This is a genomic window from Streptomyces sp. NPDC023481, assembly GCF_055560195.1.
On the sequence record NZ_JBVHJE010000004.1, the window covers coordinates 86377 to 111099 of the forward strand.

The following is a 24723-nucleotide window of genomic DNA, read 5'->3' on the forward strand; positions in this document are numbered from 1 at the left end:
GGTCCGGGCGGGAGCGCCGCGGGGGCGCTCCCGCCGAGGTTCAGCCGGCGGAGCGGCCGAGCTGGTTGTCGATGAAGGCGAAGAGGTCGTCCGCCGTCGCAGTCTCGATGGACTCGGCGGCATCCGACGGGCCGTCTTCGGGCGTGTCCGCCGGCGTGATCCGCCCCAGCAACTCCTTGAGCCGGGCGGCGACCGCGGAGCGGGTCCGCTCGTCGCCGGGCGCGTCCGCGCCGAGCAGGGCCGCCTCCAGGCGGTCGAGCTCGGCCAGGGCGGAGGGCCCGCCCGGTGCGTCGCCCAGGTCCAGCCGGCCCAGCAGGTGCGTGGTGAGCGCCTCGGGGTTCGGGTGGTCGAAGACCAGCGTGGAGGGCAGCCGCAGCCCGGTGGCGGCCGTCAGCCGGTTGCGCAGGTCGACGGCGGTCAGCGAGTCGAAGCCGAGGTCCTGGAAGGCCCGTTCGGCGGCGACCTCGTGGGCTCCGGCGTGCCCGAGCGCCGCCGCGACCTCGCCGCGCACCAAGTCGAGCACCATGGGCTCGCGCTCCTCGGCGGGCAGGGCGGCCAGCCGCTCCCGCAGCGGGACCCGGCCGGCGGCGGCGCCCGTGACGTCCGCGCCGTGCGCGGCGCCCCGGCGGCCCGGCACGCGGACCAGGTCGCGCAGCGCCGCCGGTACCCGCCCGTGTGCCCGCAGGGCCGCGAGGTCCAATGGCAGGGCCGCCAGCTGGGCCGCGCCGTCCGCGACCGCCGCGTCGAGCAGACCGAGGCCCTCCTGGGCGGAGATGAGCCGGAAGCCTTCCCTGGTGTAGCGCTTGAGGCCCGCTTCGCCGAGACCGGCGTTGATGCCGCCGCCGATCTCGGCGGGGTCCCACAGGCCCCAGCCGATCGCCGTGGCCGGCAGGCCCTGCGCGGCCCGCAGCCCGGCGAGCGCGTCGAGGAACGCGCTGGCGGCGGCGTAGTTGGCCTGCCCCGGTCCGCCGAGGACGCCCACGCTCGACGAGAACAGGACGAAGGCGGACAGGTCCCGGTCCCGCGTCAGCTCGTGCAGGTGCCAGGCGGCATCGGCCTTGGCCGCGAGGACCCCGGTCAGGTTCGGTGCGGTCAGATCGGCGATCAGCCCGTTGTCGAGGACGCCCGCGGTGTGGACGACCGCGGTGAGGGGGTGCTCGGCGGGGATGCCGTCCACGACGGCCGCGAGCGCGGCACGGTCGCCCGCGTCGCAGTCGGCGACGGTGACCGTGGCACCCGCCCCGGCCAACTCCGCGGCCAACGCCTCGGCGCCGGCTGCGGCCGCGCCCTCCCGGCCGAGCAGCAGCAGGTGCCGTACGCCGTGCTCGGCCACCAGGCGGCGGGCGACCAGAGCGCCCAGCGCACCGGTGCCGCCGGTGATGAGGACGGTCCCTTCCGGGGACTTGGTGAAGCCGGGGACGGACGGGCCGGAAGCGGACTGCGCGGGGGCGGCCGTGGCGCCGTGGCGGCGCAGGCGTGGCACGCGGAGCTCGCCGTCGCGTACGGCGGCCTCGGGCTCGCCGGCGGCGACGACCGCCGACAGCAGCGCGTCGAGCTCGTGCGGCTCGCCCCCGCCGTCCGGCCGCCGTTCCTGGTCGAGGAGGAAGATCCGGCCCGGTGCCTCGGCCTGGGCGGAGCGCAGCAGACCCCGCACTCCGGCACCGGCCAGGTCGGTGACCTCCTCGGCGCCGACGGTGACGGCACCGCGGGTGACCACGGCCAGCGGGACGTTCACGAGCCGCTCGTCGGCCAGGTACGCCTGGACCAGGACGAGGGCGTCACGGGTGCGCTGATGCAGGCCGCCGACCACTTCGGTGCCCGACGCGCCGTCGGCCCACACGAGCAGGCCGTCGACGGGGGCGCCCGCCGCGACGGCCTCCGCCGCTTCGGCGAGGGTCGGGTAGACGGGGCCGGTGCTCCCGCCGTCGCCGGAGCCCACCACGGCCCAGCGCAGGGACGTCCCGGCGGCCGGCGGCTCGGCGGTGCCCCACTCCGTGCGGTACAGCGGCAGGGCCGCCCGGCCGGCGGCGGCGAACCGGTCGTACGGCACGTCCCGGAAGACCAGCCGGCCGACGGTGAGGACCGGTTCGCCGGCGGCGTCGGTGAGCCGGACGGCCACGGTGCGCTCGTCCACGGCCTGCCATCCGGCACGGACGACCGTGGCGCCGCTCGCGTGCAGCCGCACGCCGTGCCACTCGGCGGGGACGAGAGCGGTGCCCGGCCGGGCCGGGGAGACCGCGCCGGCCTGCTCCACCGCGCGGAGGGCCGCCTCCAGCAGCTCCGGGTGCAGTCCGTAGCGGACGGCGTCCGGCAGCAGTTCGTCGGCGAGCGTCACCTTCGTACCGCTGTCGTCACCGACGGGGCCCACCGGCTCGGCGGCGGCGGACAGGGTGCCGTCCGCGTACGCGGTCCAGCGGGCGCCCTCCTCGGCCGGCCGGGCGTACAGGGTGAAGGGACGCGGGCCCGGTTCGCCGGTACCGGTCACGGCGAGCTGGATTTCCGTCTCGGCCGTCGGCGCGAGCACGAGCGGGGTGTGCGCGGTGAGGGAGTCGAGCGTGCCGAGGCCCAGCTCGTCACCGGCGCGTACGACGAGGTCCACGAGCGCGGCGGCGGGCAGCACGGGGGCGTCCAGGACGGCGTGCTCCTCCAGCCACGGATGCGTCCCGACGGAGATCCGGCCGCTGAACAACACCTGGTCGCCGCCCGCCGCTTCGACCTTCGCGGCGAGCAGGGGATGACCGAGCGAACCCCATCCGCGCCCCTCCTCGCCCGGCGTGCCCGCCTTGCGCTCCATCCAGTAGCGCTCGCGTTGGAAGGCGTAGGTGGGCAGGGGTGCCGGGGTCGCGGCTGCGGGACGGAGGTAGGCGTGCCAGTCGACCGGCAGGCCCGCGGTGAACGCCTGGGCCATGGCGGAGAGGAGGCTGCGGGTTTCGTCGTGGTCGCGGCGTAGGAGGGGGATGGTGGTGGTGTCGTGGAGTGTGTCCTGTGTGAGGGCGGTGAGGACGGCGTCGGGGCCGATCTCTACGAAGACGGTGGTTCCGGCTTCGTGGAGGGAGGTGAGGGCGTCGGTGAAGCGTACGGTGCCGCGGATCTGGTCGGTCCAGTAGTCGGGGGTGCGTAGTTCGTCGGTGGTGGTGGGGCGTCCGGTGAGGGTGGAGACGAGGGGGATGCGGGGTGGGTGGTAGGTGAGGGTGGCGGCGACCTGGCGGAACTCGTCGAGGATGTCGTCCATGTGGGGGGAGTGGAAGGCGTGCGAGACGGTCAGGCGGCTGACTCGGGTGCCCTTGGCGCGCCAGGTCTCCATGACTTCGGTGACGACGTCTTCGTCGCCGGAGATGACGGTGGCGCGTGGGCCGTTGACGGCGGCGATGGCCACGCGTTGTCCGCCGTGGGGGAGGAGGGAGGCACGGACCTCCTCTTCGGTGGCCTGGACGGCGGCCATCGCACCGCCCTCGCGGGCGGCTTGCATGAGTCGTCCTCGTGCGGCGACGAGTTGTGCGGCGTCGGGGAGGGAGAGGATGCCGGCTGCGTGGGCGGCGGCGAGTTCGCCGATGGAGTGGCCGGCGACGTGGTCGGGGGTGATGCCCCAGGACTGCAGGAGTCGGAAGAGGGCGACTTCGATGGCGAACAGGGCGGGCTGGGTGTATTCGGTGCGGTGCAGGGTCTCGGCGTCGGTGAGGATGTCGTTCAGGGGGCGGGGCAGGTGGGCGTCGAGGGCGGTGGCGACCTCGTCGAAGGCGGTGGCGAAGGCGGGGAAGGCGGTGTAGAGCTGTCGGCCCATGCCGAGTCGTTGGGCGCCCTGACCGGTGAACAGGAACGCCGTTCCGCCCGAGCGGCGGATCTGGGACGGCTGGGCACCGCCACCCTCGGCCAACTGCCTGGTGGCGTGCAGGAGTTCTTGGTGGTCGGTGCCGGTCACGACGGCGCGGTGGTCGAACGCGGTGCGTTCGGTGGCCAGGGAGAGGGCGACGTCGTGTGCCGGCAGGCCGGGGTGGGCCTCCAGGTGTGTCACCAGACGCGCCGCCTGGTCACGGACCGCCTGCACGCTCTTCCCCGACAACACCCACGGGATGATGGGGAGTTCGGTGCGTTCGACGGATCCCTGCCCCACCGTGACCGCCGGGGGCTCCTCGATGATCACGTGGGCGTTGGTGCCGCTGATGCCGAAGGAGGAGATGCCCGCGCGGCGGGGCCGGCCGTCGGTCGTGGGCCATTCCCGTGCTTCGGTGAGCAGTTCGACGGCACCGGCGTCCCAGTCCACGTGGCTGGAGGGGTTGTCGGCGTGCAGGGTCCGGGGGAGTGTGCCGTGGCGCATGGCTTCGATCATTTTGATGACGCCGCCGACGCCGGCTGCTGCTTGTGAGTGGCCGATGTTGGATTTGAGGGAGCCGAGGTACAGCGGCTGGCCGTCTGGTCGTCCTCGTCCGTAGGTGGCCAGCAGTGCCTGGGCTTCGATGGGGTCGCCGAGGCGGGTGCCGGTGCCGTGTGCCTCGACGGCGTCGATGTCGGTGGTGTTCAGGCCGGCGTTGGCGAGGGCCTGCCGGATGACGCGTTCCTGGGAGGGGCCGTTGGGTGCGGTCAGGCCGTTGCTGGCGCCGTCCTGGTTCACGGCCGTGCCCCGGATGACGGCCAGGACCTGGTGGCCGTTCCTGCGGGCGTCGGAGAGGCGTTCGACGAGGAGCAGGCCGACGCCCTCGGACCAGCCGGTGCCGTCGGCGTCGTCGGAGAAGGACTTGCAGCGGCCGTCGGCGGACAGACCACGCTGACGCGAGAACTCCACGAACGTGGTGGGCGTGGCCATGACTGTGGCACCGCCGGCGAGCGCCAGGTCGCACTCGCCGTTGCGCAGCGCGGCCGCGGCCATGTGCAGGGCCACCAGCGAGGAGGAGCAGGCCGTGTCGACCGTGATCGCCGGGCCTTCCAGACCGAGGGTGTACGACAGCCGGCCGGAGGCGACGCTGCCCGCGCTGCCCGCGGCGAGATAGCCCTCCAGCTCCTCCGGGACGGACCCGGTGGCGGTGGCGTAGTCGTGGTACATCACACCGGTGAAGACACCGGTGCGGCTGCCGCGCAGCCCGGCCGGGACGATGCCCGCGTTCTCCAGGGTCTCCCAGGCGGTCTCCAGCAGCAGGCGCTGCTGGGGGTCGGTGGCGGTCGCCTCGCGCGGCGACATGCCGAAGAACTCCCGGTCGAACAGGTCGGCGTCGTGCAGGAAGCCGCCCTGGCGGACGTACGACGTGCCCACCCGGTCCGGGTCCGGGTCGTACAGCTTCTCGATGTCCCAGCCCCGGTTGGACGGGAACTCGCTGATGGCGTCCACCCCGCCCGCGACCAGCTCCCACAGGTCCTCGGGAGAGGACACACCACCCGGGTACCGGCACGCCATGCCGACGATCGCGATCGGCTCGGTGGAGGCGGAGTCCGCGGTGACGGCGACCGCCCCGGAGACCTCCTCGCCGCCGGACAGTTCGGACGCCAGGTGTGCGGCGAGGGCGGCGGGGTTGGGGTGGTCGAAGACGAGGGTGCTCGGCAGGCGCAGTCCGGTGGCGTTGTTGAGCTGGTTGCGCAGTTCGACGGCGGTCAGGGAGTCGAAGCCCAGGTCCTGGAAGGCACGTCGGACGTCGACGGCTGTGGCGTCGGCGTGTCCGAGGACCGCGGCGACCTGGGCTCGTACCAGGTCGGTCAGGGCCTGCTCCCGTTCCTCCGGGGACAGGCTGCCCAGGCGCTCGGCCGGCGAAGAGGCGGCCGCGCCCCGCGCGTCGCTCGCGCGTCGCGGTCCGGCGGGGACCAGGGCGCGCAGGAGCGGGCTCGGCGGTTCGTGCCGTGCGCGCAGGGCCGCGGTGTCGATGCGGCTGACGGCGAGGACCGGTTCGCTGCCCGCGAGGGCGGCGTCGAACAGCTCCATCGCCTCCTCCGCGTGCAGCGGCAGGAGCCCCAGGCGCTTGATGCGCTGAAGGTCTGTTTCGTTCAGTTCGCCGCTGAGGGTGCTGGTCTGGTTCCACAGGCCCCAGGCGAGGGAGGTGGCGGGCAGCCCGTGGGCTGTGCGGTGTTGCGCGAGGGCGTCGAGGTAGGTGTTGGCGGCGGCGTAGTTGGCCTGCCCGGCGTTGCCGATCAGGCCGGCGATGGAGGAGTAGAGGACGAAGGCGTCGAGGTGCCGGTCAAGGGTGGCCTGGTGGAGGTTCCACGCGGCGTCGGTCTTGGGTTTGAGGACGGTGTCCAGGCGTTCGGGGGTCAGGGCGGTGAGGACGGTGTCGTCCAGTACTCCCGCGGTGTGGATCACTGCCTTCAGAGGGTGGTCGGCGGGGATGGTGGCGAGCAGTGCGGTGACTGCTTCCTGGTCGGAGACGTCGCAGGCGGCGAGGGTGACCTGGGCTCCCAGGGCGTGGAGTTCGTCCTTGAGTTCGGTGGCTCCCGGTGCGTGGGGGCCGCGTCGGCTGACGAGGAGGAGGTGGCGTGCGCCGTGGGTGGTGACCAGGTGGCGGGCCAGTACCGTGCCCAGTGTTCCGGTGGCGCCGGTGATCAGGATGGTGCCCTGGTCCCAGTTGACGGTGCGTCCGGTGCCGGTGCCGGTGCCGGTGCCGGCGGTCGTGCGGGTCAGGCGGGGAACGTGGGTGATTCCGGCGCGTATGGCCAGTTGGGGTTCGCCGGTGCCGAGGATCCGCGGGGTGTCGAGGTCGGCTCCGGGCTCGAGGTCGGCCAGGACGATGCGGCCGGGGTGTTCGGTCTGTGCGACGCGGACCAGTCCGGTCACGCCGGAGGCGGTGAGGTCGGTGACGTCTTCTCCGGTGACGGCCAGGGTGCCGCGGGTGACGACGAGCAGGGTGCGGTCGGCGTTGGCCTCGTCGGTCAGGAACTGCTGTATGCGGTGGAGGGTTTCGTGCAGGACCTGGGGTGTGGAGCGTCCTGCGGAGACGACTTCCAGGACCTCGGTCTGGTCGGGGGCCGGTGTCGTGGCCGGGGTGGTGCCGGCGTCCGGCAGGGCTTTCCACCGCACTCCGAACAATCCGTCCCGGCCGCCCGCGGCCGCAGCGCCCCGCAGCGCCTCCCGCGACAACGGACGCAGCACCAGCGAAGCGACGGTCGCCACCGGCGCACCGGAACCGTCGGCCACCGTCAGACCGACGGTGTCGGAGGAGTCCAGGGAGAAGCGGACCCGGAGCGTTCCGGAGCCCACCGCATGGAGCGTGACACCCTCCCAGCCGAAGGGCACGAGGGCCTCCCGGTCGGGGTCCACCACGCCGGGCAGCAGGGTGTGCAGGGCGGCGTCCAGCAGTGCCGGGTGCAGGAGGTAACGCCCCGCCTCGGCGCGCAGCGCCTCCGGGAGGGCGACCTCGGCGAACACCTCGCCCTCGCCCAGCCAGGCCCGCCGCAGCCCGCGGAACGCCGGACCATAGGCGTAACCCAGCTCCTCCAGACGCTCGTGGACACCGTCCAGCGGCACCTCGCGCGCACCCGCCGGCGGCCACACCGTCAGCGACTCGCCGCCGGACACCTCCGCAGGGGCCAGCCGCCCGCGGGCGTGCAGCGTCCACGCGCCCTCGCCGCCGTCCCCGGCACCGCCGTCCGAGTCCTCCGGCTCGGGCCGCCCGTACACCTCCACCCCGCGGCGCCCGGCGTCATCGGCCTCACCGACGACGACCTGGACCTGCACACCACCCCGCTTCGGCAGCACCAACGGCACCGACAGGGTCAGGTCCTCCACACGGGAGGCGCCGGTCTGCTCGCCCGCACGCGCGCAGAGCTCGACGAACGCGGTGCCGGGCAGCATCGTGGTGCCGAGGACCGTGTGGTCGGCCAGCCAGGGATGGGTGCGCAGCGAGATGCGGCTGGTCAGCACGTACTCGTCCCGTGAGGCCAGACCCAGCGAGGCACCCAGGATGGGGTGCCCGACGGCCCTCAGACCCAGCCCCTCGGCGTCGGCAGAGGCGTCGACGGGGTCGAGCCAGTAGCGCTCGCGTTGGAAGGCGTAGGTGGGCAGGGGTGCCGGGGCTGCGGCTGCGGGACGGAGGTAGGCGTGCCAGTCGACCGGCAGGCCCGCGGTGAACGCCTGGGCCATGGCGGAGAGGAGGCTGCGGGTTTCGTCGTGGTCGCGGCGTAGGAGGGGGATGGTGGTGGTGTCGTGGAGTGTGTCCTGTGTGAGGGCGGTGAGGACGGCGTCGGGGCCGATCTCCAGGAAGACGGTGGTTCCGGCTTCGTGGAGGGAGGTGAGGGCGTCGGTGAAGCGTACGGTGCCGCGGATCTGGTCGGTCCAGTAGTCGGGGGTGCGTAGTTCGTCGGTGGTGGTGGGGCGTCCGGTGAGGGTGGAGACGAGGGGGATGCGGGGTGGGTGGTAGGTGAGGGTGGCGGCGACCTGGCGGAACTCGTCGAGGATGTCGTCCATGTGGGGGGAGTGGAAGGCGTGGGAGACGGTCAGGCGCACGGCCTTGCGGCCCTGCTCCCGCCACCGGGCCACCTGCCGTTCCACCGCCTCGGTGTCACCGGAGACGACCGTGGACAGCGGTGAGTTGACCGCGGCCACCGCGATGACGCCCGATTCCTCGGCGAGCGCCGCGGTGACCTCTTCTTCGGTGGCCTGGACGGCGGCCATCGCACCGCCCTCGCGGGCGGCTTGCATGAGTCGTCCTCGTGCGGTGACCAGTCGAGCGGCGTCGGTGAGTGAGAAGACGCCGGCTGCGTGGGCGGCGGCGAGTTCGCCGATGGAGTGGCCGGCGACGTGGTCGGGGGTGATGCCCCAGGACTGCAGGAGTCGGAAGAGGGCGACTTCGATGGCGAACAGGGCGGGCTGGGTGTATTCGGTGCGGTGCAGGGTCTCGGCGTCGGTGAGGATGTCGTTCAGGGGGCGGGGCAGGTGGGCGTCGAGGGCGGTGGCGACCTCGTCGAAGGCTGTGGCGAAGGCGGGGAAGGCGGTGTAGAGCTGTCGGCCCATGCCGAGTCGTTGCGCGCCCTGACCGGTGAACAGGAACGCCGTTTTACCGGAGCGGTGTGCCTGCACCGGGCGGACAGCGTCGCCGTGCGCCAACTTACGCACGCCTTCCAGCAGTTCCTCACGGTCGGCGCCGGTCACCACCGCACGGTGCTCGAACGCCACCCGCTCCGTCGCCAACGACCTGGCGACGTCCTGCGCCGACAGCCCCAGCTGGGCCTCCAGGTGTGTCACCAGCCGCGCCGCCTGATCGCGCAGCGCCTGCACGCTCTTGCCCGACAGCACCCAGGGGATCACCGGCAGCGCGGCCTGCTCGGGGGCGTCCTGCTCCTCGGCGGTGGCCGGGGGCTCCTCGATGATCACGTGGGCGTTCGTCCCGCCGAAACCGAAGGAGGAGACGCCCGCACGGCGGGGCCGGCCCTCGACCGCGGGCCACTCCCGCGCCTCGGTCAGCAGCTCCACCGCCCCCGCGTCCCAGTCCACATGGCTGGACGGCTTCCCCACGTGCAGCGTCCGCGGGAGCACCCCGTGGCGCATGGCCTCGATCATCTTGATCACACCGCCGACACCGGCCGCCGCCTGCGCGTGACCGATGTTCGACTTGAGCGAGCCCAGGTACAGCGGCTGCCCGTCCGGACGTCCCCGGCCGTACGTGGCGAGCAGCGCCTGCGCCTCGATCGGGTCGCCCAGACGGGTGCCCGTACCGTGCGCCTCCACGGCGTCCACGTCGCTCGTGCCCAGGCCCGCGTTGGCCAGCGCGGCGAGGATGACCCGCTCCTGGGAGGGGCCGTTGGGTGCGGTCAGGCCGTTGCTGGCGCCGTCCTGGTTGACCGCCGTACCCCGGATGACGGCAAGGACCCGGTGGCCGTTCTTCCGCGCGTCGGAGAGTCGTTCGACGAGGAGCAGGCCGACGCCCTCGGACCAGCCCGTGCCGTCGGCGTCGTCGGAGAAGGACCGGCAGCGACCGTCGGTCGACAGACCACGCAGCCGGGAGAACTCCACGAACGCCGTCGGTGTCGACATCACGGCCACACCGCCCGCGAGCGCGAGGTCGCACTCGCCGTTGCGCAGCGCGTTGACGGCCATGTGCATGGCGACCAGCGAGGAGGAGCAGGCCGTGTCGACCGTGACGGCCGGGCCCTCCAGACCGAAGGTGTACGCCATCCGGCCCGACGCGATGGAACCGGCGCTGCCGCTGAAGAGGTAGCCCTCGTTGCCCTCGGCGGGCAGGTGGGGGCGGGAGCCGTAGTCGTTGTACATCGCACCGGTGAAGACACCGGTGCGGCTGCCGCGCAGCCCGGCCGGCAGGATCCCCGCGCTCTCGAAGGTCTCCCAGGCGGTCTCCAGCAGCAGGCGCTGCTGGGGGTCGATGGCGGTCGCCTCGCGCGGCGACATGCCGAAGAACTCCGGGTCGAACAGGTCCGCGTCGTGCAGGAAGCCGCCTTCGCGGACGTACGACGTTCCCGGCCGCTCGGGGTCGGGGTCGTAGAGCTTCTCGATGTCCCAGCCCCGGTTGGACGGGAACTCGCTGATGGCGTCCACCCCGCCCGCGACCAGCTCCCACAGGTCCTCGGGAGAGGACACACCGCCCGGGTACCGGCACGCCATGCCGACGATCGCGATCGGCTCCTGTGCCCTGTCCTCGGCCTCGCGCAGCTGCCTGCGCGCGTCACGCGCGTCGGCGATGGCCTTCTTGAGGTATTCGCGGAGTTCCTGCTCGTTCGCCACTGATCTCAGCTCCCCGTCGTCATGTGGCTCGTACGTGGTCTCGTGGGTCGTGCGGTGGTGTGCCGCGGCGCCGGCACGCCGGGCGTGCGCAACCACCCGGGAGCCGACCCCCTCGTCGGCTCCCGGAGCGGTCGCCCGTTCAGTTCAGGTCGTCGAGGAGTGCGAACAGCTCCTCGTCGCTCGCGTCGACCAGGTCGTCGGCCGTCTCGTCGGCGGGTGCGCGGCCGCTCGCCCGCTCGGCGACGCCCAGCAGTTCGCGCAACTGCCCGGCGACGCTCTCGTAGGCAGCGGGATCGGCGGCCGCCGACTGGATGGCGGCCCGGAGCCGGCCCAGCTCCTCGACCACCGAGTCGGCGGGCGACGCCGGCTCCACCTTGAGCTGCCCGTGCAGATGTGCGGCGAGGGCGGCGGGGTTGGGGTGGTCGAAGACGAGGGTGCTGGGCAGTCGCAGTCCGGTGGCGTTGTTGAGCTGGTTGCGCAGTTCGACGGCGGTCAGCGAGTCGAAGCCCAGGTCCTGGAAGGCCCGTTCGGCTTCGACGGCTGCGGCGTCGGCGTGTCCGAGGACCGCGGCCACCTGGGTGCGGACGAGGTCGGTCAGAACCTGTGCACGCTCCTCCTCGGACAGGTTGCCCAGGCGCTCGGCCAGCGAGGGGCCCGCCTCCTGGCCGCCGGACCGAACGGCCGGGGCGGCGGTGCGGCGGCGACCGACCGGGGCCAGATCACGCAGCAGCGGCGGCAGGGCTTCACCCGCCTTGCGCAGCGCGGCCGGGTCGAGTCCGCTGACGGCGAGGACCGGTTCCGTGCCCGCCACGGCGGCGTCGAACAGTTCCATCGCCTCGTCCGTGGCCAGCGGCTGGAGGCCGATACGGGCCAGGCGGCGCAGGTCGGTGTCGTTGAGTTCGCCGCTGATCGTGCTGGTCTGGTTCCACAGGCCCCAGGCGAGGGAGGTGCCGGGCAGGCCTTGTGCGGTGCGGTGTTGGGCGAGGGCGTCGAGGTAGGTGTTGGCGGCCGCGTAGTTGGCCTGCCCGGCGTTGCCGATCAGGCCGGCGATGGAGGAGTAGACGATGAACGCGTCCAGTTCTGCGTGGAGGGTGGCCTGGTGGAGGTTCCAGGCGGCGTCGGTCTTGGGTTTGAGGACGGTGTCCAGGCTTTCGGGGGTCAGGGCGGTCAGGACGGTGTCGTCCAGGACGCCGGCGGTGTGGATGACGGCTTTGAGGGGCCGGTCGGCGGGGATGGTGGCCAGGAGCGCGGTGACGGCGTCGGTGTCGGAGACGTCGCAGGCGGCGAGGGTGACTTCGGCTCCCAGCGCGTGGAGTTCGTTTCGGAGTTCGGTGGCGCCGGGTGCGTCGGGGCCGCGTCGGGAGACGAGGAGGAGGTGGCGTGCGCCGTGGGTGGTGACCAGGTGGCGGGCCAGTACCGTGCCCAGTGTTCCGGTGGCGCCGGTGATCAGGACGGTGCCCTGGTCCCAGTGGATGCGGTGTCCGGAGTCGGGTTGGTGGGTGGTGCGGGTGAGGCGGGGGATATGGAGGGTGCCGGCGCGGAGGGCGAGTTGGGGTTCGCCGGTGGCGAGGATCTTGTGGGTGTCGAGGTGGGTTTCGGGTTCGAGGTCTGCCAGGACGATCCGGCCGGGGTGTTCGGTCTGTGCGACGCGGATGAGTCCGGTGACGCCGGCGGCGGCGAGGTCTGTGATGTCCTCGCCGGCGACCGCGAGGGCTCCGCGGGTGACGACGAGCAGGGTGCGGTCGAGGTTGTTGTCGTCGGCGAGGAACCGCTGGACCTGGTGCAGGGTGTCGCGCAGGACCTCGGGTGTGGTCCGTCCGGCGGATACGGCCTCCAGCACCTCGACGTTTTCGGGTGCCGGGACCGGAACAGTGCGGGTGTCGGCCAGGGGCTTCCACCGCACGCCGAACAAGCCGTCCCGGCCGCCGGGGGCCGCCGCTTCCCGCAGTGCCTCCCGTGACAAGGGACGCAACGTCAGCCCGTCCACGGTCGCCACCGGGGCACCCGTGCCGTCGGCCACCGTCAGCGACGCCTCCAACGTCTCGGAATCCTGGTCGGACACTGTCAGGCGGACGCGCAGCGAGGTGGCGCCCACCGCGTGGAGGGTGACCCCCGACCACGCGAACGGCAACCGCGCTCGGCCCGCCTCGTCCACCACGCCGGGCAGCAGGGTGTGGAGGGCGGCGTCCAGCAGTGCCGGGTGCAGCAGGTAACGCCCCGCCTCCGCACGCAACGCCTCCGGGAGGGCCACCTCGGCGAACACCTCACCCTCACCCCGCCAGGCCCGCCGCAGCCCACGGAACGCCGGACCATAGGCGTAACCCAGCTCCGCCAACCGTTCGTAGGCGCCCTCCAGAGACACCTCGCGGGCGCCCGCCGGAGGCCACACCGTCAGCGGCTCGCCACCGGACACGTCCGCCGGAACCAGCCGTCCCCGGGCGTGCAGCGTCCACGCGGCCTCGCCGGCGTCACCGGACCCGGCGCCCACGTCCTCCGGTTCGGGCCGCCCGTACACCTCCACCGCCCGGCGCCCGGCGTCATCGGCCTCGCCGACGACGACCTGGACCTGCACACCGCCGCGCGCCGGCAGCACCAAGGGCACCGACAGCAGCAGTTCGTCCAGCGTCCCGGTACCGGTCTGTTCGCCGGCGCGCGTCGCCAGCTCCACCAGAGCGGTGCCCGGCAGAACGACGTTCCCGTCGACGGCGTGTTCGGCCAGCCAGCCGTGGGTGTGCGGCGACAGCCGTCCCGTGAAGACGTGGGTGTCCCGGTCGGCCAGGTTCACGGCCGCGCCGAGCAGAGGGTGCAGGGCGGGCGTCAGGCCCAGGCCGGCGGCGTCCAGCGGGGCGCCCGGGCCGTCCAGCCAGTACCGCTCGCGCTGGAAGGCGTACGTGGGAAGGCCGACTCGGCGCGCGCCGGGCAGGACCCTGGTCCAGTCGGGTCCGGCACCGCGCAGCCGCAGCAGGGCCAGTGCCGTCGCCACGGACTCCGCCTCGGGCCGGCCGCGCCGCAACGCCGGGGCGAGCATCCCGGCCTCCTCGGTCAGGCAGGTCTCGGCGAGCGCGGTCAGGACACCGTCCGGGCCCAGCTCCAGGTACTCGGTGACGCCCTCGGACTCCAGGAACCGCACGCCGTCGTGGAACCGGACGGTGCCGCGGATGTGGCGGACCCAGTAGTCGGGTGACGTCAGCTCCTCGTCGGTGGCGAGGACGCCCGTCACGTTGGAGACGACGGGGATCGCGGGCGCCCTGAAGGTCAGGTCCGCGATGCTGTCGCGGAACTCCTCGAGGACCTCCTCCATGTGCGCGGAGTGGAAGGCGTGCGAGACGGCCAGCAGCCTGACCCTGGCGCCCTTGGCCCGCCAGTGCTCCATGACCTCGGTGACGGCGTCCTCGTCACCGGAGATCACCGTGGCGCGCGGGCCGTTGACGGCGGCGACGGAGAGACGCTTCTCGCCGTACGGGAGGAGGGAGGCACGGACCTCGTCCTCCCCGGCCTGGATCGAGGCCATCGCACCGCCCTCGCGGGCGGCCTGCATCAGGCGGCCGCGCTCGGCGACCAGGACACAGGCGTCGTCGAGGTCGAGCACGCCGGCCAGATGGGCCGCGGTGACCTCACCGAGGGAGTGCCCGAGCAGGTAGTCCGGCCGCACACCGTAGTGCTCGAAGAGGCGGTACAGGGCGACTTCGACCGCGAAGAGCGCGGCCTGGGTGAAGGCCGTCTGGTCGATCAGCGCGGCGTCGGCCGACGTCTCCGGCGCGAACAGCACCCCCTTCACGGGACGGACCAGCTCCAGGTCGAGGCGGGCGCACACCTCGTCCAGCGCCTCGGCGAACACCGGGTTCGTCTCGTACAACTCCCGGCCCATGCCGAGCCGTTGGGCACCCTGCCCGGTGAACAGGAAGGCGGTCCTGCCGGGGCGGCCGGTACGGGCGCCGACCACCCCGGGGACCTGCCGGCCGTCGGCGGAACCGGCGAGCGCGGCCAGCCCTTCGAGGAGCGTTTCGCGGCTGTCGCCCAGGACGGCCACGCCCCGGTCGAGCAGGGCGCGCCCGGTGGCCAGCGTGTAGGCGACGTCGGCCGCCTCCAGCCCGGGCCGCGCCTCCACGAACCGGCGCAGGCGCTCGGCCTGGTCGCGCAGCGCCTTCTCGGTCTTGCCGGTGAGGATCCACGGCAGGACACGGACGGGCGCACCGGACGTCCCCGCCGGGCGGCGCTCGGCCGGGGGTTCCTCGATGAGGACGTGGGCGTTGGTGCCGCTGATACCGAAGGAGGAGATGCCCGCGCGGCGGGGCCGGCCCTCGACCGCGGGCCACTCCCGCGCCTCGGTGAGCAGTTCCACCGCGCCCGCGTCCCAGTCCACATGGCTGGACGGGTTGTCGGCGTGCAGCGTCCGCGGGAGCGTCCCGTGGCGCATGGCCTCGATCATCTTGATGACGCCGCCGACACCGGCGGCCGCCTGGGAGTGGCCGATGTTCGACTTGAGGGAGCCGAGGTAGAGGGGACGCTCGGTGGAGCGGTCCCGTCCGTAGGTGGCGAGCAGTGCCTGGGCTTCGATGGGGTCGCCGAGGCGGGTGCCGGTGCCGTGTGCCTCGACGGCGTCGATGTCGTCGGTGTTCAGGCCGGCGTTGGCGAGGGCCTGCCGGATGACGCGTTCCTGGGAGGGGCCGTTGGGTGCGGTCAGGCCGTTGCTGGCGCCGTCCTGGTTCACGGCCGTGCCCCGGATGACGGCCAGGACCTGGTGGCCGTTCCTGCGGGCGTCGGAGAGGCGTTCGACCAGGAGCAGGCCGACGCCCTCGGACCAGCCGGTGCCGTCGGCGTCGTCGGAGAAGGACTTGCAGCGCCCGTCGGCGGACAGACCGCGCTGACGCGAGAACTCCACGAAGGTGTTCGGGCTGTTCATCACCGTGACACCGCCCGCCAGTGCGAGGTCGCACTCGCCGTTGCGCAGCGCGTTGACGGCCATGTGCATGGCGACCAGCGACGAGGAGCAGGCCGTGTCGACCGTGACGGCCGGGCCCTCCAGACCGTACGTGTACGACAGGCGGCCGGACAGGACACTGGAGAGGTTGCCCGCGAGCAGGAAGCCCTCGAACTCCTCCGGGGTGGCCTCCAGGCGCGAGGCGTAGTCGTCGTACATGGCGCCGGTGAACACACCGGTCTCGCTGCCGCGCAGCAAGGCCGGGTCGATGCCCGCGCTCTCGAAGGTCTCCCAGGCGGTCTCCAGCAGCAGGCGCTGCTGGGGGTCGGTGGCCGTCGCCTCGCGCGGCGACATGCCGAAGAACTCCCGGTCGAACAGGTCGGCGTCGTGCAGGAAGCCGCCCTGGCGGACGTACGACGTGCCCACCCGGTCCGGGTCCGGGTCGTACAGCTTCTCGATGTCCCAGCCCCGGTTGGACGGGAACTCGCTGATGGCGTCCACCCCGCCCGCGACCAGCTCCCACAGGTCCTCGGGGGACGACACACCACCCGGGTACCGGCACGCCATGCCCACGATCGCGATCGGCTCGTCGGCGCGCGCCCCGGCGCGCCCGCGCCCGTCCCGGCTCCCGGGGGCCTGGGACGCCTGGGTGGCCTGGGTGGCCTGGGTGGACACCGCCTCGGTCAGCAGGTACGCGGCGAGCGCGTGCGGTGTCGGATGGTCGAAGACCGCCGTGGTGGGCAGCCGCAGACCGGTGGCGGCGGTGAGCCGGTTGCGCAGGTCGACACCGGCCATCGAGTCGAAACCGAGGTCGTTGAAGGAACGGGCCGGGTCCACGGCCGCGGCGCCCGGGTGGCCGAGCACCGACGCCACGGTGGCCCGCACCACGGCCAGTACGGCGTCGCCCCGCTTGGCCTCCGGCAGGCCGGCGATCTCCCGTGCCCAGTCGGAGCCGGCGCCGCCGGCCGGACCGGCCTGCGCGGCCCGCCGCGGACGCGGGCGCACCAGGCCCCGGTACAGCGCCGGAACCGGCGCCGCCCCGTCCGCGGCGAGCCTGGCCGGGTCCAGGACCAGGGGGGCCAGCAGCGGCTCGTCGCCGGCCAGTGCCAGGTCGAACAGCGCGCGACCCTGGTCCGGGGTGAGCGGGGTCATGCCGGCGCGTGCCCAGCGGGCGAGGTCGGCGTCGGTGAGGGACGCTCCCATGCCGTGCGTGGCGTCCCACAGGCCCCACGCCAGCGAGGTCGCGGGAAGACCCCGCGCGGCGCGATGCTGGGCGAGCGCGTCCAGATAGGTGTTGGCCGCCGCGTAGTTGGCCTGGCCCGCGGTGCCGGTGAGACCGGACACGGACGAGAACAGCACGAAGGCCGTCAGGTCCAGCTCGCGGGTCAGTTCGTGCAGGTGCCGGGCCGCGTCCGCCTTGGGCCGCAGTACGGCGTCCAGCTGTGCCTCGGTCAGCGACTCCAGGGTCGCGTCGTCCAGGACGCCGGCCGTGTGCACGACGGCGGTCAGCGGGTGCTCGGCCGGGACCGAGGCGATCAGGTCCGCGACGGCGTCCCGATCGGCGGCGTCGGCCGCGGTGACCGTCACCTCGGCGCCGAGCGCGGTCAGTTCCTCGGCCAGCTCGGCGGCGCCCGGCGCGGCGGGGCCCCGGCGGCTGCTCAGCAGCAGGTGCCGTACACCGTGCCCGGTCACCAGGTGCCGGGCGAACAGCGCGCCGAGGCCGCCGGTGCCGCCGGTGACGAGGACGGTGCCGTCGGGGTCGAAGCGGGGGGTGGGCGCCCCGGCCGCCCGGAGGGTGCGGGCGAGCCGGGGCGCGTGCAGCCGGCCGGCGCGCACGGCCAGCTGCGGCTCCTCGGCGGCGACCGCGGCGGGCAACAGGGAGTCCGCCGCCGGGTCGTCGTCGAGGTCGATCAGGACCAGTCGGTCGGGGTGCTCCGACTGCGCGGAGCGGATCAGGCCCCAGACGGACGCGCCCGCGAGGTCCACGTCGTCGGTGGGGCGTGCGGCGACCGCGTGCCGGGTCACCAGCGCGAGCCGGGAGCCCGTGAACCGCTCGTCGGCCAGCCACCGCTGGACGAGGCGCAGCACCCGACGGGTGGCGGGCCGCGGATCGCCCGCGTCGTCCGGGGCGGTGGGCACCCGGAGGACGACGACGTCGGCCGGCTCCGCGAGGTCGAGCGTGTCACCGGCCTCGGCCCAGGTCAGGGCGGTGTCCGGGGCGGGCGACGGCAGCTCCTGCCACTCCACGGTGAACAGGGCGCCGGAGCCGGTCTCCGCCGCCGCCGCGAGACGGTCCCGGGGGACGGCACGCAGGGCCAGCTCCAGGTCGGCGACGGGGGCGCCGGTGCCGTCGGCGACGGTGAGGGAGGCGTGGTCGGGGCCGGCGGGCGAGATCCGGGCGCGCAGCCGGGAGGCGCCCGCCGCGTGCAGGGCGACGTCGTTCCAGGCGAACGGCAGCCGGATCAGCGCCGGGTCCGTGTCGGCGCCCGCGTCGAGCACCAGCGGGTGCAGTACGGCGTCGAGCAGCGCGGGATGCAGGCCGTACGCGGCCGCGCCCTCGGCCTGCGCGTCGGGCAGGCGCACCTCGGCGAAGACGTCGGTGCCGCGCCGCCAGACGGCGCGCAGCGCCTGGAAGGCGGGACCGTAGGCGTAGCCGAGGGCGGCCAGCCGGTCGTAGACGTCGTCGAGGCTCTCGGCGGTGGCGCCGGCCGGCGGCCAGGTGACGAGGTCGGCGTCGGCGGCGGGCGCCGCGGCGGCCCCGGCGAGCAGGCCGGTGGCGTGCCGGGTCCAGGTCGGGGCGCCGTCGGCGGTGTCGGGGCGCGCGTGGACGGTGAACGGGCGCCGTCCGTCCCGGTCGGGCGCGCCGACCGCCACCTGGACGCGGACGGCTCCGCGCTCCGGCAGCGGCAGCGGCGCCTCCAGTGTCATCTCCGCCACGTGCGGGACACCGAGGTGGCCGCCCGCGGCGACGGCGAGTTCGAGGAAGGCGGTGCCCGGTGCGATGACCGTACCGACGATCGCGTGGTCGGCCAGCCAGGGCTGGGCGGCGCGCGACAGGACGCTGGTGAACAGCGCGTCCTCCCGCTCGGCGAACTCCACGGCGGTGGTCAGCAGCGGGTGCCCGGCCGGATCCAGGCCGAGGCTGCGGGCGTCACCGCGCGGCGCCGCGTTCAGCCAGTAACGGGTGCGCTGGAAGGGGTAGACGGGCAGCTCGGTGCGCACCGCGCCGGGGAAGAAGGAGGCCACGTCGAGCGGGGCGCCCTGCGCGTACGCCGTGGCCACCGCGGTCGCGAAGGTCTCCGCCTCGGGCCGGCCGGAACGCAGCACCGGCACGGCGGTGACCGCGGCGGCCGGGGTGCCCTCCAGCGTGCGCCGGGCCAGTGCCGTCAGCACGGCGTCCGGGCCGACCTCGACGAGGACGCCGGCCCCGTCGGCCGCGAGGCGTTCGGTGGCCGCGGCGAACCGGACGGTCTCGCGGATCTGCCGCGCCCAGTAGTCGGGCGAGGCGAGCTGCTCGGCGGTGGCGGTCTCGCCGGTCACCGTCGAGACGATGGGGATGCGCGGGCGGTGGAAGGTGAGCCCGGCGGCCACGGCCCGGAACTCCTCCAGGATGCCGTCCATGTGCGGGGAGTGGAAGGCGTGCGAGACCGCCAGCCGGTGGGTGCGGCGGCCGGCCTCCTGCCAGCTGCGGGCGGCCTCCGCCACGGCTTCGGCGTCCCCGGAGATCACGACGGACGACGGAGAGTTGACGGCGGCGACGGACACGGCGGACTCCCGCCCGGCGAGCGAGGCGGCGATCTCCTCCTCGGTGCCCTCGACGGCGACCATCGCGCCGCCCGCCGGTGCGGACTGCATGAGCCGGCCGCGGGCGGCGACCAGGACCGCGGCGTCCTCCAGGGACAGCACCCCGGCGACGTGAGCGGCGGCGAGTTCACCGATCGAGTGCCCGGCGAGCAGGTCGGGGGTCAGCCCGTGGTGGGCCAGCAGCCGGAAGAGGGCCACCTCGACGGCGAACAGCGACGGCTGGGTGTAGGCGGTGAGGCCGATCAGCCCCGCGCCCGCGCCCTCGCCGAACAGCACGTCGCGCAGCGGCACCTCCAGCAGACCGTCGAAGGCCGCGCACACCTCGTCCAGGGCGGCGGCGAACACCGGGTGGGCGGCGTACAGTTCGCGGCTCGCCCCGGCGCGCTGCGCGCCCTGGCCGGTGAACAGGAACGCGGTGCGGGCCGGCGCGTCCGCGGTGCCGGTGACGGTGTTCGGGGCGCCGCCGCCCGCGGCGAGCCCGGTCAGTCCGGCGAGCAGGTCGTCGGCGCCGGCGGCGAGGACGACGGCGCGGTGCTCGAAGGCGGTGCGGGTGGTGGCGAGGGAGAAGCCGACGTCGGCGAGGCCGGCGTCGGAGCCGGTGAGGTGCGCGGCCAGCCGGGCGGCCCGCTCGCGCAGCGCTTCGGGGTCGCGGGCGGTGACGACGTACGGCGCGGGTACGGCGGCGGGGGCGGCGGTGCCGGCCTGGGCGTCGGCGGTGACCGGGGCGGTGACCGGGGGCGCCTCCTCGACGATGAGGTGGGCGTTGGTGCCGCTGATGCCGAAGGAGGAGACCGCGGCACGCCGGGGACGGCCGGCCCCGGGCCACGGGCGTTCCTCGGTGAGCAGGGCGACGGTGCCGTCGGACCAGTCGACCCGGCTGCTCGGCCGGTCCACGTGGAGCGTCCGGGGCAGCACGCCGTGCCGCATCGCCTGGACCATCTTGATGACCCCGCCGACGCCGGCGGCGGCCTGCGCGTGGCCGATGTTGGACTTCAGCGAGCCGAGGTGCAGGGGGCGGTCGCCGTCGTGTCCGGGGCCGTAGACGGCTTTGAGGGCCTCCGCCTCGATGGGGTCGCCGAGGCGGGTCCCGGTCCCGTGGGCCTCGACGGCGTCCACGTCCGCCGCGGTCAGGCCGGAGTCGGCCAAGGCCTGCTGGATGACACGCTGCTGGGACGGGCCGTTGGGGGCCGTGAGCCCGTTGCTGGCCCCGTCCTGGTTGACGGCGGAGCCCCGGAGCACGGCCAGGACGGGGTGGCCGTTCCGCACCGCGTCGGACAGCCGTTCCAGCAGGAGCAGGCCGACGCCCTCGGACCAGCCGGTGCCGTCGGCGTCGTCGGAGAAGGACTTGCAGCGGCCGTCGGCGGCCAGCCCGCGCTGGCGGGAGAACTCCACGAACATGCCCGGCGAGGACATGACGGTGGCGCCGCCCGCGAGGGCGAGGTTGGTCTCGCCGGAGCGCAGCGAGCGGATCGCCAGGTGCAGGGCGACCAGGGAGGAGGAGCAGGCCGTGTCCACCGTGATCGCCGGGCCGACCAGGCCCAGCTGGTAGGCGATACGGCCGGACAGGACACTGGGGGTGGTGCCGGTCAGCACGCCGCCCTGGACGGACTCGGGGGCGTCGTCCATCCGCGGCCCGTACTCCAGGGCGGTGGCGCCGACGAACACCCCGGTGCGGGTGCCGCGCAGCCGCGCGGGGTCGATCCCGGCGCGCTCGACGCTCTCCCACGCGGTCTCCAGCAGGAGGCGCTGCTGCGGGTCCATGGCCAGGGCCTCGCGCGGGGAGATCCCGAAGAACGCGGCGTCGAAGTCCCCCGCGTCGTGCAGGAACCCGCCGTGCCGCACGGAGCTGTGGCCGGGCCGGTCCGGGTCGGGGTCGTACAGGTCCTCGGGCCAGCCGCGGTCGGCCGGGAACGCGGTGATGGCGTCGCCGCCCTCGGCGACGAGCCGCCACAGGTCCTCCGGCGAGGCCACGCCGCCGGGGTAGCGGCAGGCCATGGCGACGACGGCGACGGCCTCGCCGTCGGCGCCCACCGCCGCCGCCTCCTCCTGGGCGGCGGCCTCGCCGAGCAGTTCGGCCTCCAGGAACCCGGCCAGGTCCTGCGGGGTCGGGTGGTCGAAGAGCAGGCCGCCGGGCAGCTTCAGGCCGGTGGCCCGGGCGAGCGTGGCGCGCAGTTCGGTGGCCATCAGGGAGCTGAAACCGAGGTCCCGGAAGGGCGTGTGGCCGGGCACCCGCTGGCCGGGCTCGTACTCCAGGACCGCGGCGATGTGGGTCTGCAACAGGTCCTCGACGGCGCGCCTGCGCTCCGCCGCGCCCAACGGGGCCAGGCGGCGGCCCAGTTCGCCGCGCGGGGCGAGGGCGGCGGGGGCACCGGACGCGGCCTCGGGGAGGGCGGCCGGCAGCGGGGCGACGGCCCCACGGGCACCGCCCAGCCAGTAGGGGCGGCGCTGGAAGGCGTACGTCGGCAGCTCGACATGACGCGCGGGACGGCCGCCGTACAGGGCGGTCCAGTCGGGCTCGGCACCCCGGGTGAACGCGGTGGCCAGCGCGGCCTGCGCGGTCAGCGGCTCGGAGCGGCCGGCCCGCAGCAGCGGGACGGCGGCCACGGCGGTGGCGTCCTCGGCGCACTCCTCGGCGAGGGAGGACAGCACACCCTCCGGCCCCAGCTCCAGGAAGGTGCGCACGCCGGCGCTCTCCAGGGTGCGGAAGGCGTCGAGGAAGCGCACCGGGCGGCGGACCTGCTCGACCCAGTAGTCGGGCGAGTTGAACTCCCCGGCGGCCACCGGCTCCCCGGTGACCGTGGAGACGACCGGAATGACCGGCTCCGAGTAGTCGAGCGAGGCCGCCACCGCGCGGAACTCCGCGAGCATCGGGTCCATGTGCGGCGAGTGGAAGGCGTGCGAGACGGTCAGACGCTTCGTGCGGTGACCTCGGTCGCGCAGCACGGCCGCGACCTCCTCGGCCGCGTCGGCGTCACCGGACAGGACGAGGGAGCGGGGGCCGTTGACGGCGGCGACGGCGAGCGCGCCCTCGCGGCCCGCGAGGAGCGGCAGCACCTCGGCCTCGGTGGCCTCCACCGCGATCATCGCGCCGCCCGCGGGCAGCGCCTGCATCAGCCGGGCCCGGGCGGCGACCAGCCGCGCGGCGTCGGCGAGCGAGAACACGCCCGCGACATGGGCGGCGGCCAGCTCGCCGACGGAGTGGCCGGCGAGCCGGTCGGGCCGCAGCCCCCAGCTCTCGACCAGGCGGAACAGGGCGACCTCGACGGCGAACAGCGCGGGCTGGGTGACACCGGTCTCGTGCAGTGCCGCCCCGTCGGCGATGAGTTCGGCGAGCGGGCGCGGCAGCAGCGGGTCCAGGTGGGCGGCGACCTCGTCGAAGGCGGTGGCGTACGCCGGGAACGCCGCGTACAGCTCCCGGCCCATGCCGGTGCGCTGGGCGCCCTGACCGGTGAAGAGGAACGCCAGCCCGCCGGGCCGTACGGCCCCGGTGACGACGGAGACGGCGGGGGTACCGGCGGCGAGCGCGTCCAGGCCGGCGAGCAGCGCGTCGCGGCCGTCGGCGACGACGACGGCGCGGTGGCCCAGGAAGGTACGGGTGGTGGCCAGCGCCCGGCCGACGTCCTCGGCCGGCTGCCCGGGGTGCTCGGCGGCGAAGGCACGCAGCTTCGCGGCCTGGGCGCGCAGCGCCTCCTCGTCGTGCCCGGTGACGATCCAGGGCAGCGGGGCGACGGCCGCCGGGGCGGCGGGGCCGGAGGCGGCGGCGGTCCTGGCGGGGGCCTCGCCGACGACGACGTGGGCGTTGGTGCCGCCCATGCCGAAGGAGCTGACGCCCGCGACCAGCGCCCGGTCCTCGTCCGGCCAGGCCGTCAGCTCCCGCTGTACGGCGATGCCCAGCTCGTCCAGGGCGATCCGCGGGTGGGGTGCCTCGAAGTTCAGGCTGGCCGGGAGCCGCCGGTGGTGCAGGCTGAGCAGCGTCTTGATCAGGCCGGCGATGCCCGCCGCGCCTTCCAGATGGCCGATGTTGGTCTTCACGGAGCCCACGCGCAGCGCGGTGCCCGCCGTGCGGCCCCGGCCGAGCGCGGCACCGAGCGCCGCCGCCTCCAGCGGGTCGCCGACCGGGGTGCCGGTGCCGTGCAGTTCGACGTACTGCACCTCCTCGGGAGCGATCCCGGCACGCTCGTACGCCTCGCGCAGCACCGCCTCCTGGGCGGCCGGGCTCGGCACCGTGAGCCCGTCGGTGGCGCCGTCGTTGTTGACGGCGCTGGAGCGGATGACGCCGTAGATCCGGTCCTGGTCGGCCCGGGCCCGGCTCAGCGGCTTCAGCAGGAGCACACCGCCGCCCTCGCCGGGCACGAAGCCGTTGGCGCGGGCGTCGAAGGTGTAGGTGGTCCCGTCGGGCGACAGCGCACCGAAACGGGACTCGGTGACGACGTTCTCGGCGAGCAGGTTGAGGTTCACACCCGCCACGAGCGCGCTGTCGGCCTCGCCGGCGCGCAGGCTCTCGCAGGCCAGGTGGACGGCCACCAGCGACGACGACTGGGCGGAGTCCACGGTCATGCTCGGACCGTGCAGACCCAGGTGGTACGAGACGCGGTTGGCGATGACACCGCGGTTGACGCCGGTCATCGTGTGCTGGGTGACGGCCTCGGCGCCGTGCAGGTACAGCAGGCTGGTGTAGTCGTCGCGCAGGGTGCCGACGAACACGGCCGTCCGGCTCCCGCGCAGGGCGGCGGGGACGACCCCGGCGTCCTCCAGCGCTTCCCAGGCCAGCTCCAGCACCAGCCGCTGCTGCGGGTCCATCGCCGCCGCCTCACGCGGGGAGATGCCGAAGAACGGCGCGTCGAACGCGTCCACCGCGTCGAGGAAGCCACCGCGCCCGGCGCCCAGGGACCGCCCGTCCGGGCCCCAACGCCCCTCCGGCACGGGGGTGATGGCGTCGGCGCCGCGCGTGAGCAGGTCCCAGAACGCGGCGGGGGAGCCGGCTCCCGGAAGCCGGCAGGACATGCCGATGACAGCAATCGGCTCCGCCCGGTCCCCGGACGCGCCGCCCTCCCGGGTGGGTGCTGCGTGGGTGTCGTGCTCGCTGGTCGTCACTGTCGGGTGCCCTCTCCGTACTGCGTGTCGCAACGGTCCAAGACGTCCGCCTGCGCATGCGGAGCCCGGACGGCTCGGCGCGCGGCCTGCCAACGACGTTATGCAGCCGGGTCGTCCGAAGATCCAACGAGTGATCACGGTCCGGTAATCGGCGCCCGGGCACCGCGTCGCGGTGCGTCGCGTTACTCCTCGGTGAGCCCCGGGTTTCCGGCCTGCGGATAGCTTTTCGGCGTAGTTGTCACCCTCATCGCTC

General features: G+C 74.4%; 1 protein-coding gene and 1 pseudogene. Both read right to left on the reverse strand.

From position 1 onward, the window contains the following. Positions 1–40: 40 nt before the first annotated feature. A pseudogene (locus ACZ3ZD_RS10650) lies at positions 41–10612 on the reverse strand (SDR family NAD(P)-dependent oxidoreductase); the annotation flags it as partial. A gap of 178 nt (positions 10613–10790) precedes the next feature. After that, positions 10791–24470 (reverse strand): SDR family NAD(P)-dependent oxidoreductase, encoded by a 13680-nt coding sequence (locus ACZ3ZD_RS10655; protein WP_467395405.1) that lies wholly within the window; start codon positions 24468–24470, stop codon positions 10791–10793. Between the last annotated feature and the right edge of the window lie 253 nt (positions 24471–24723).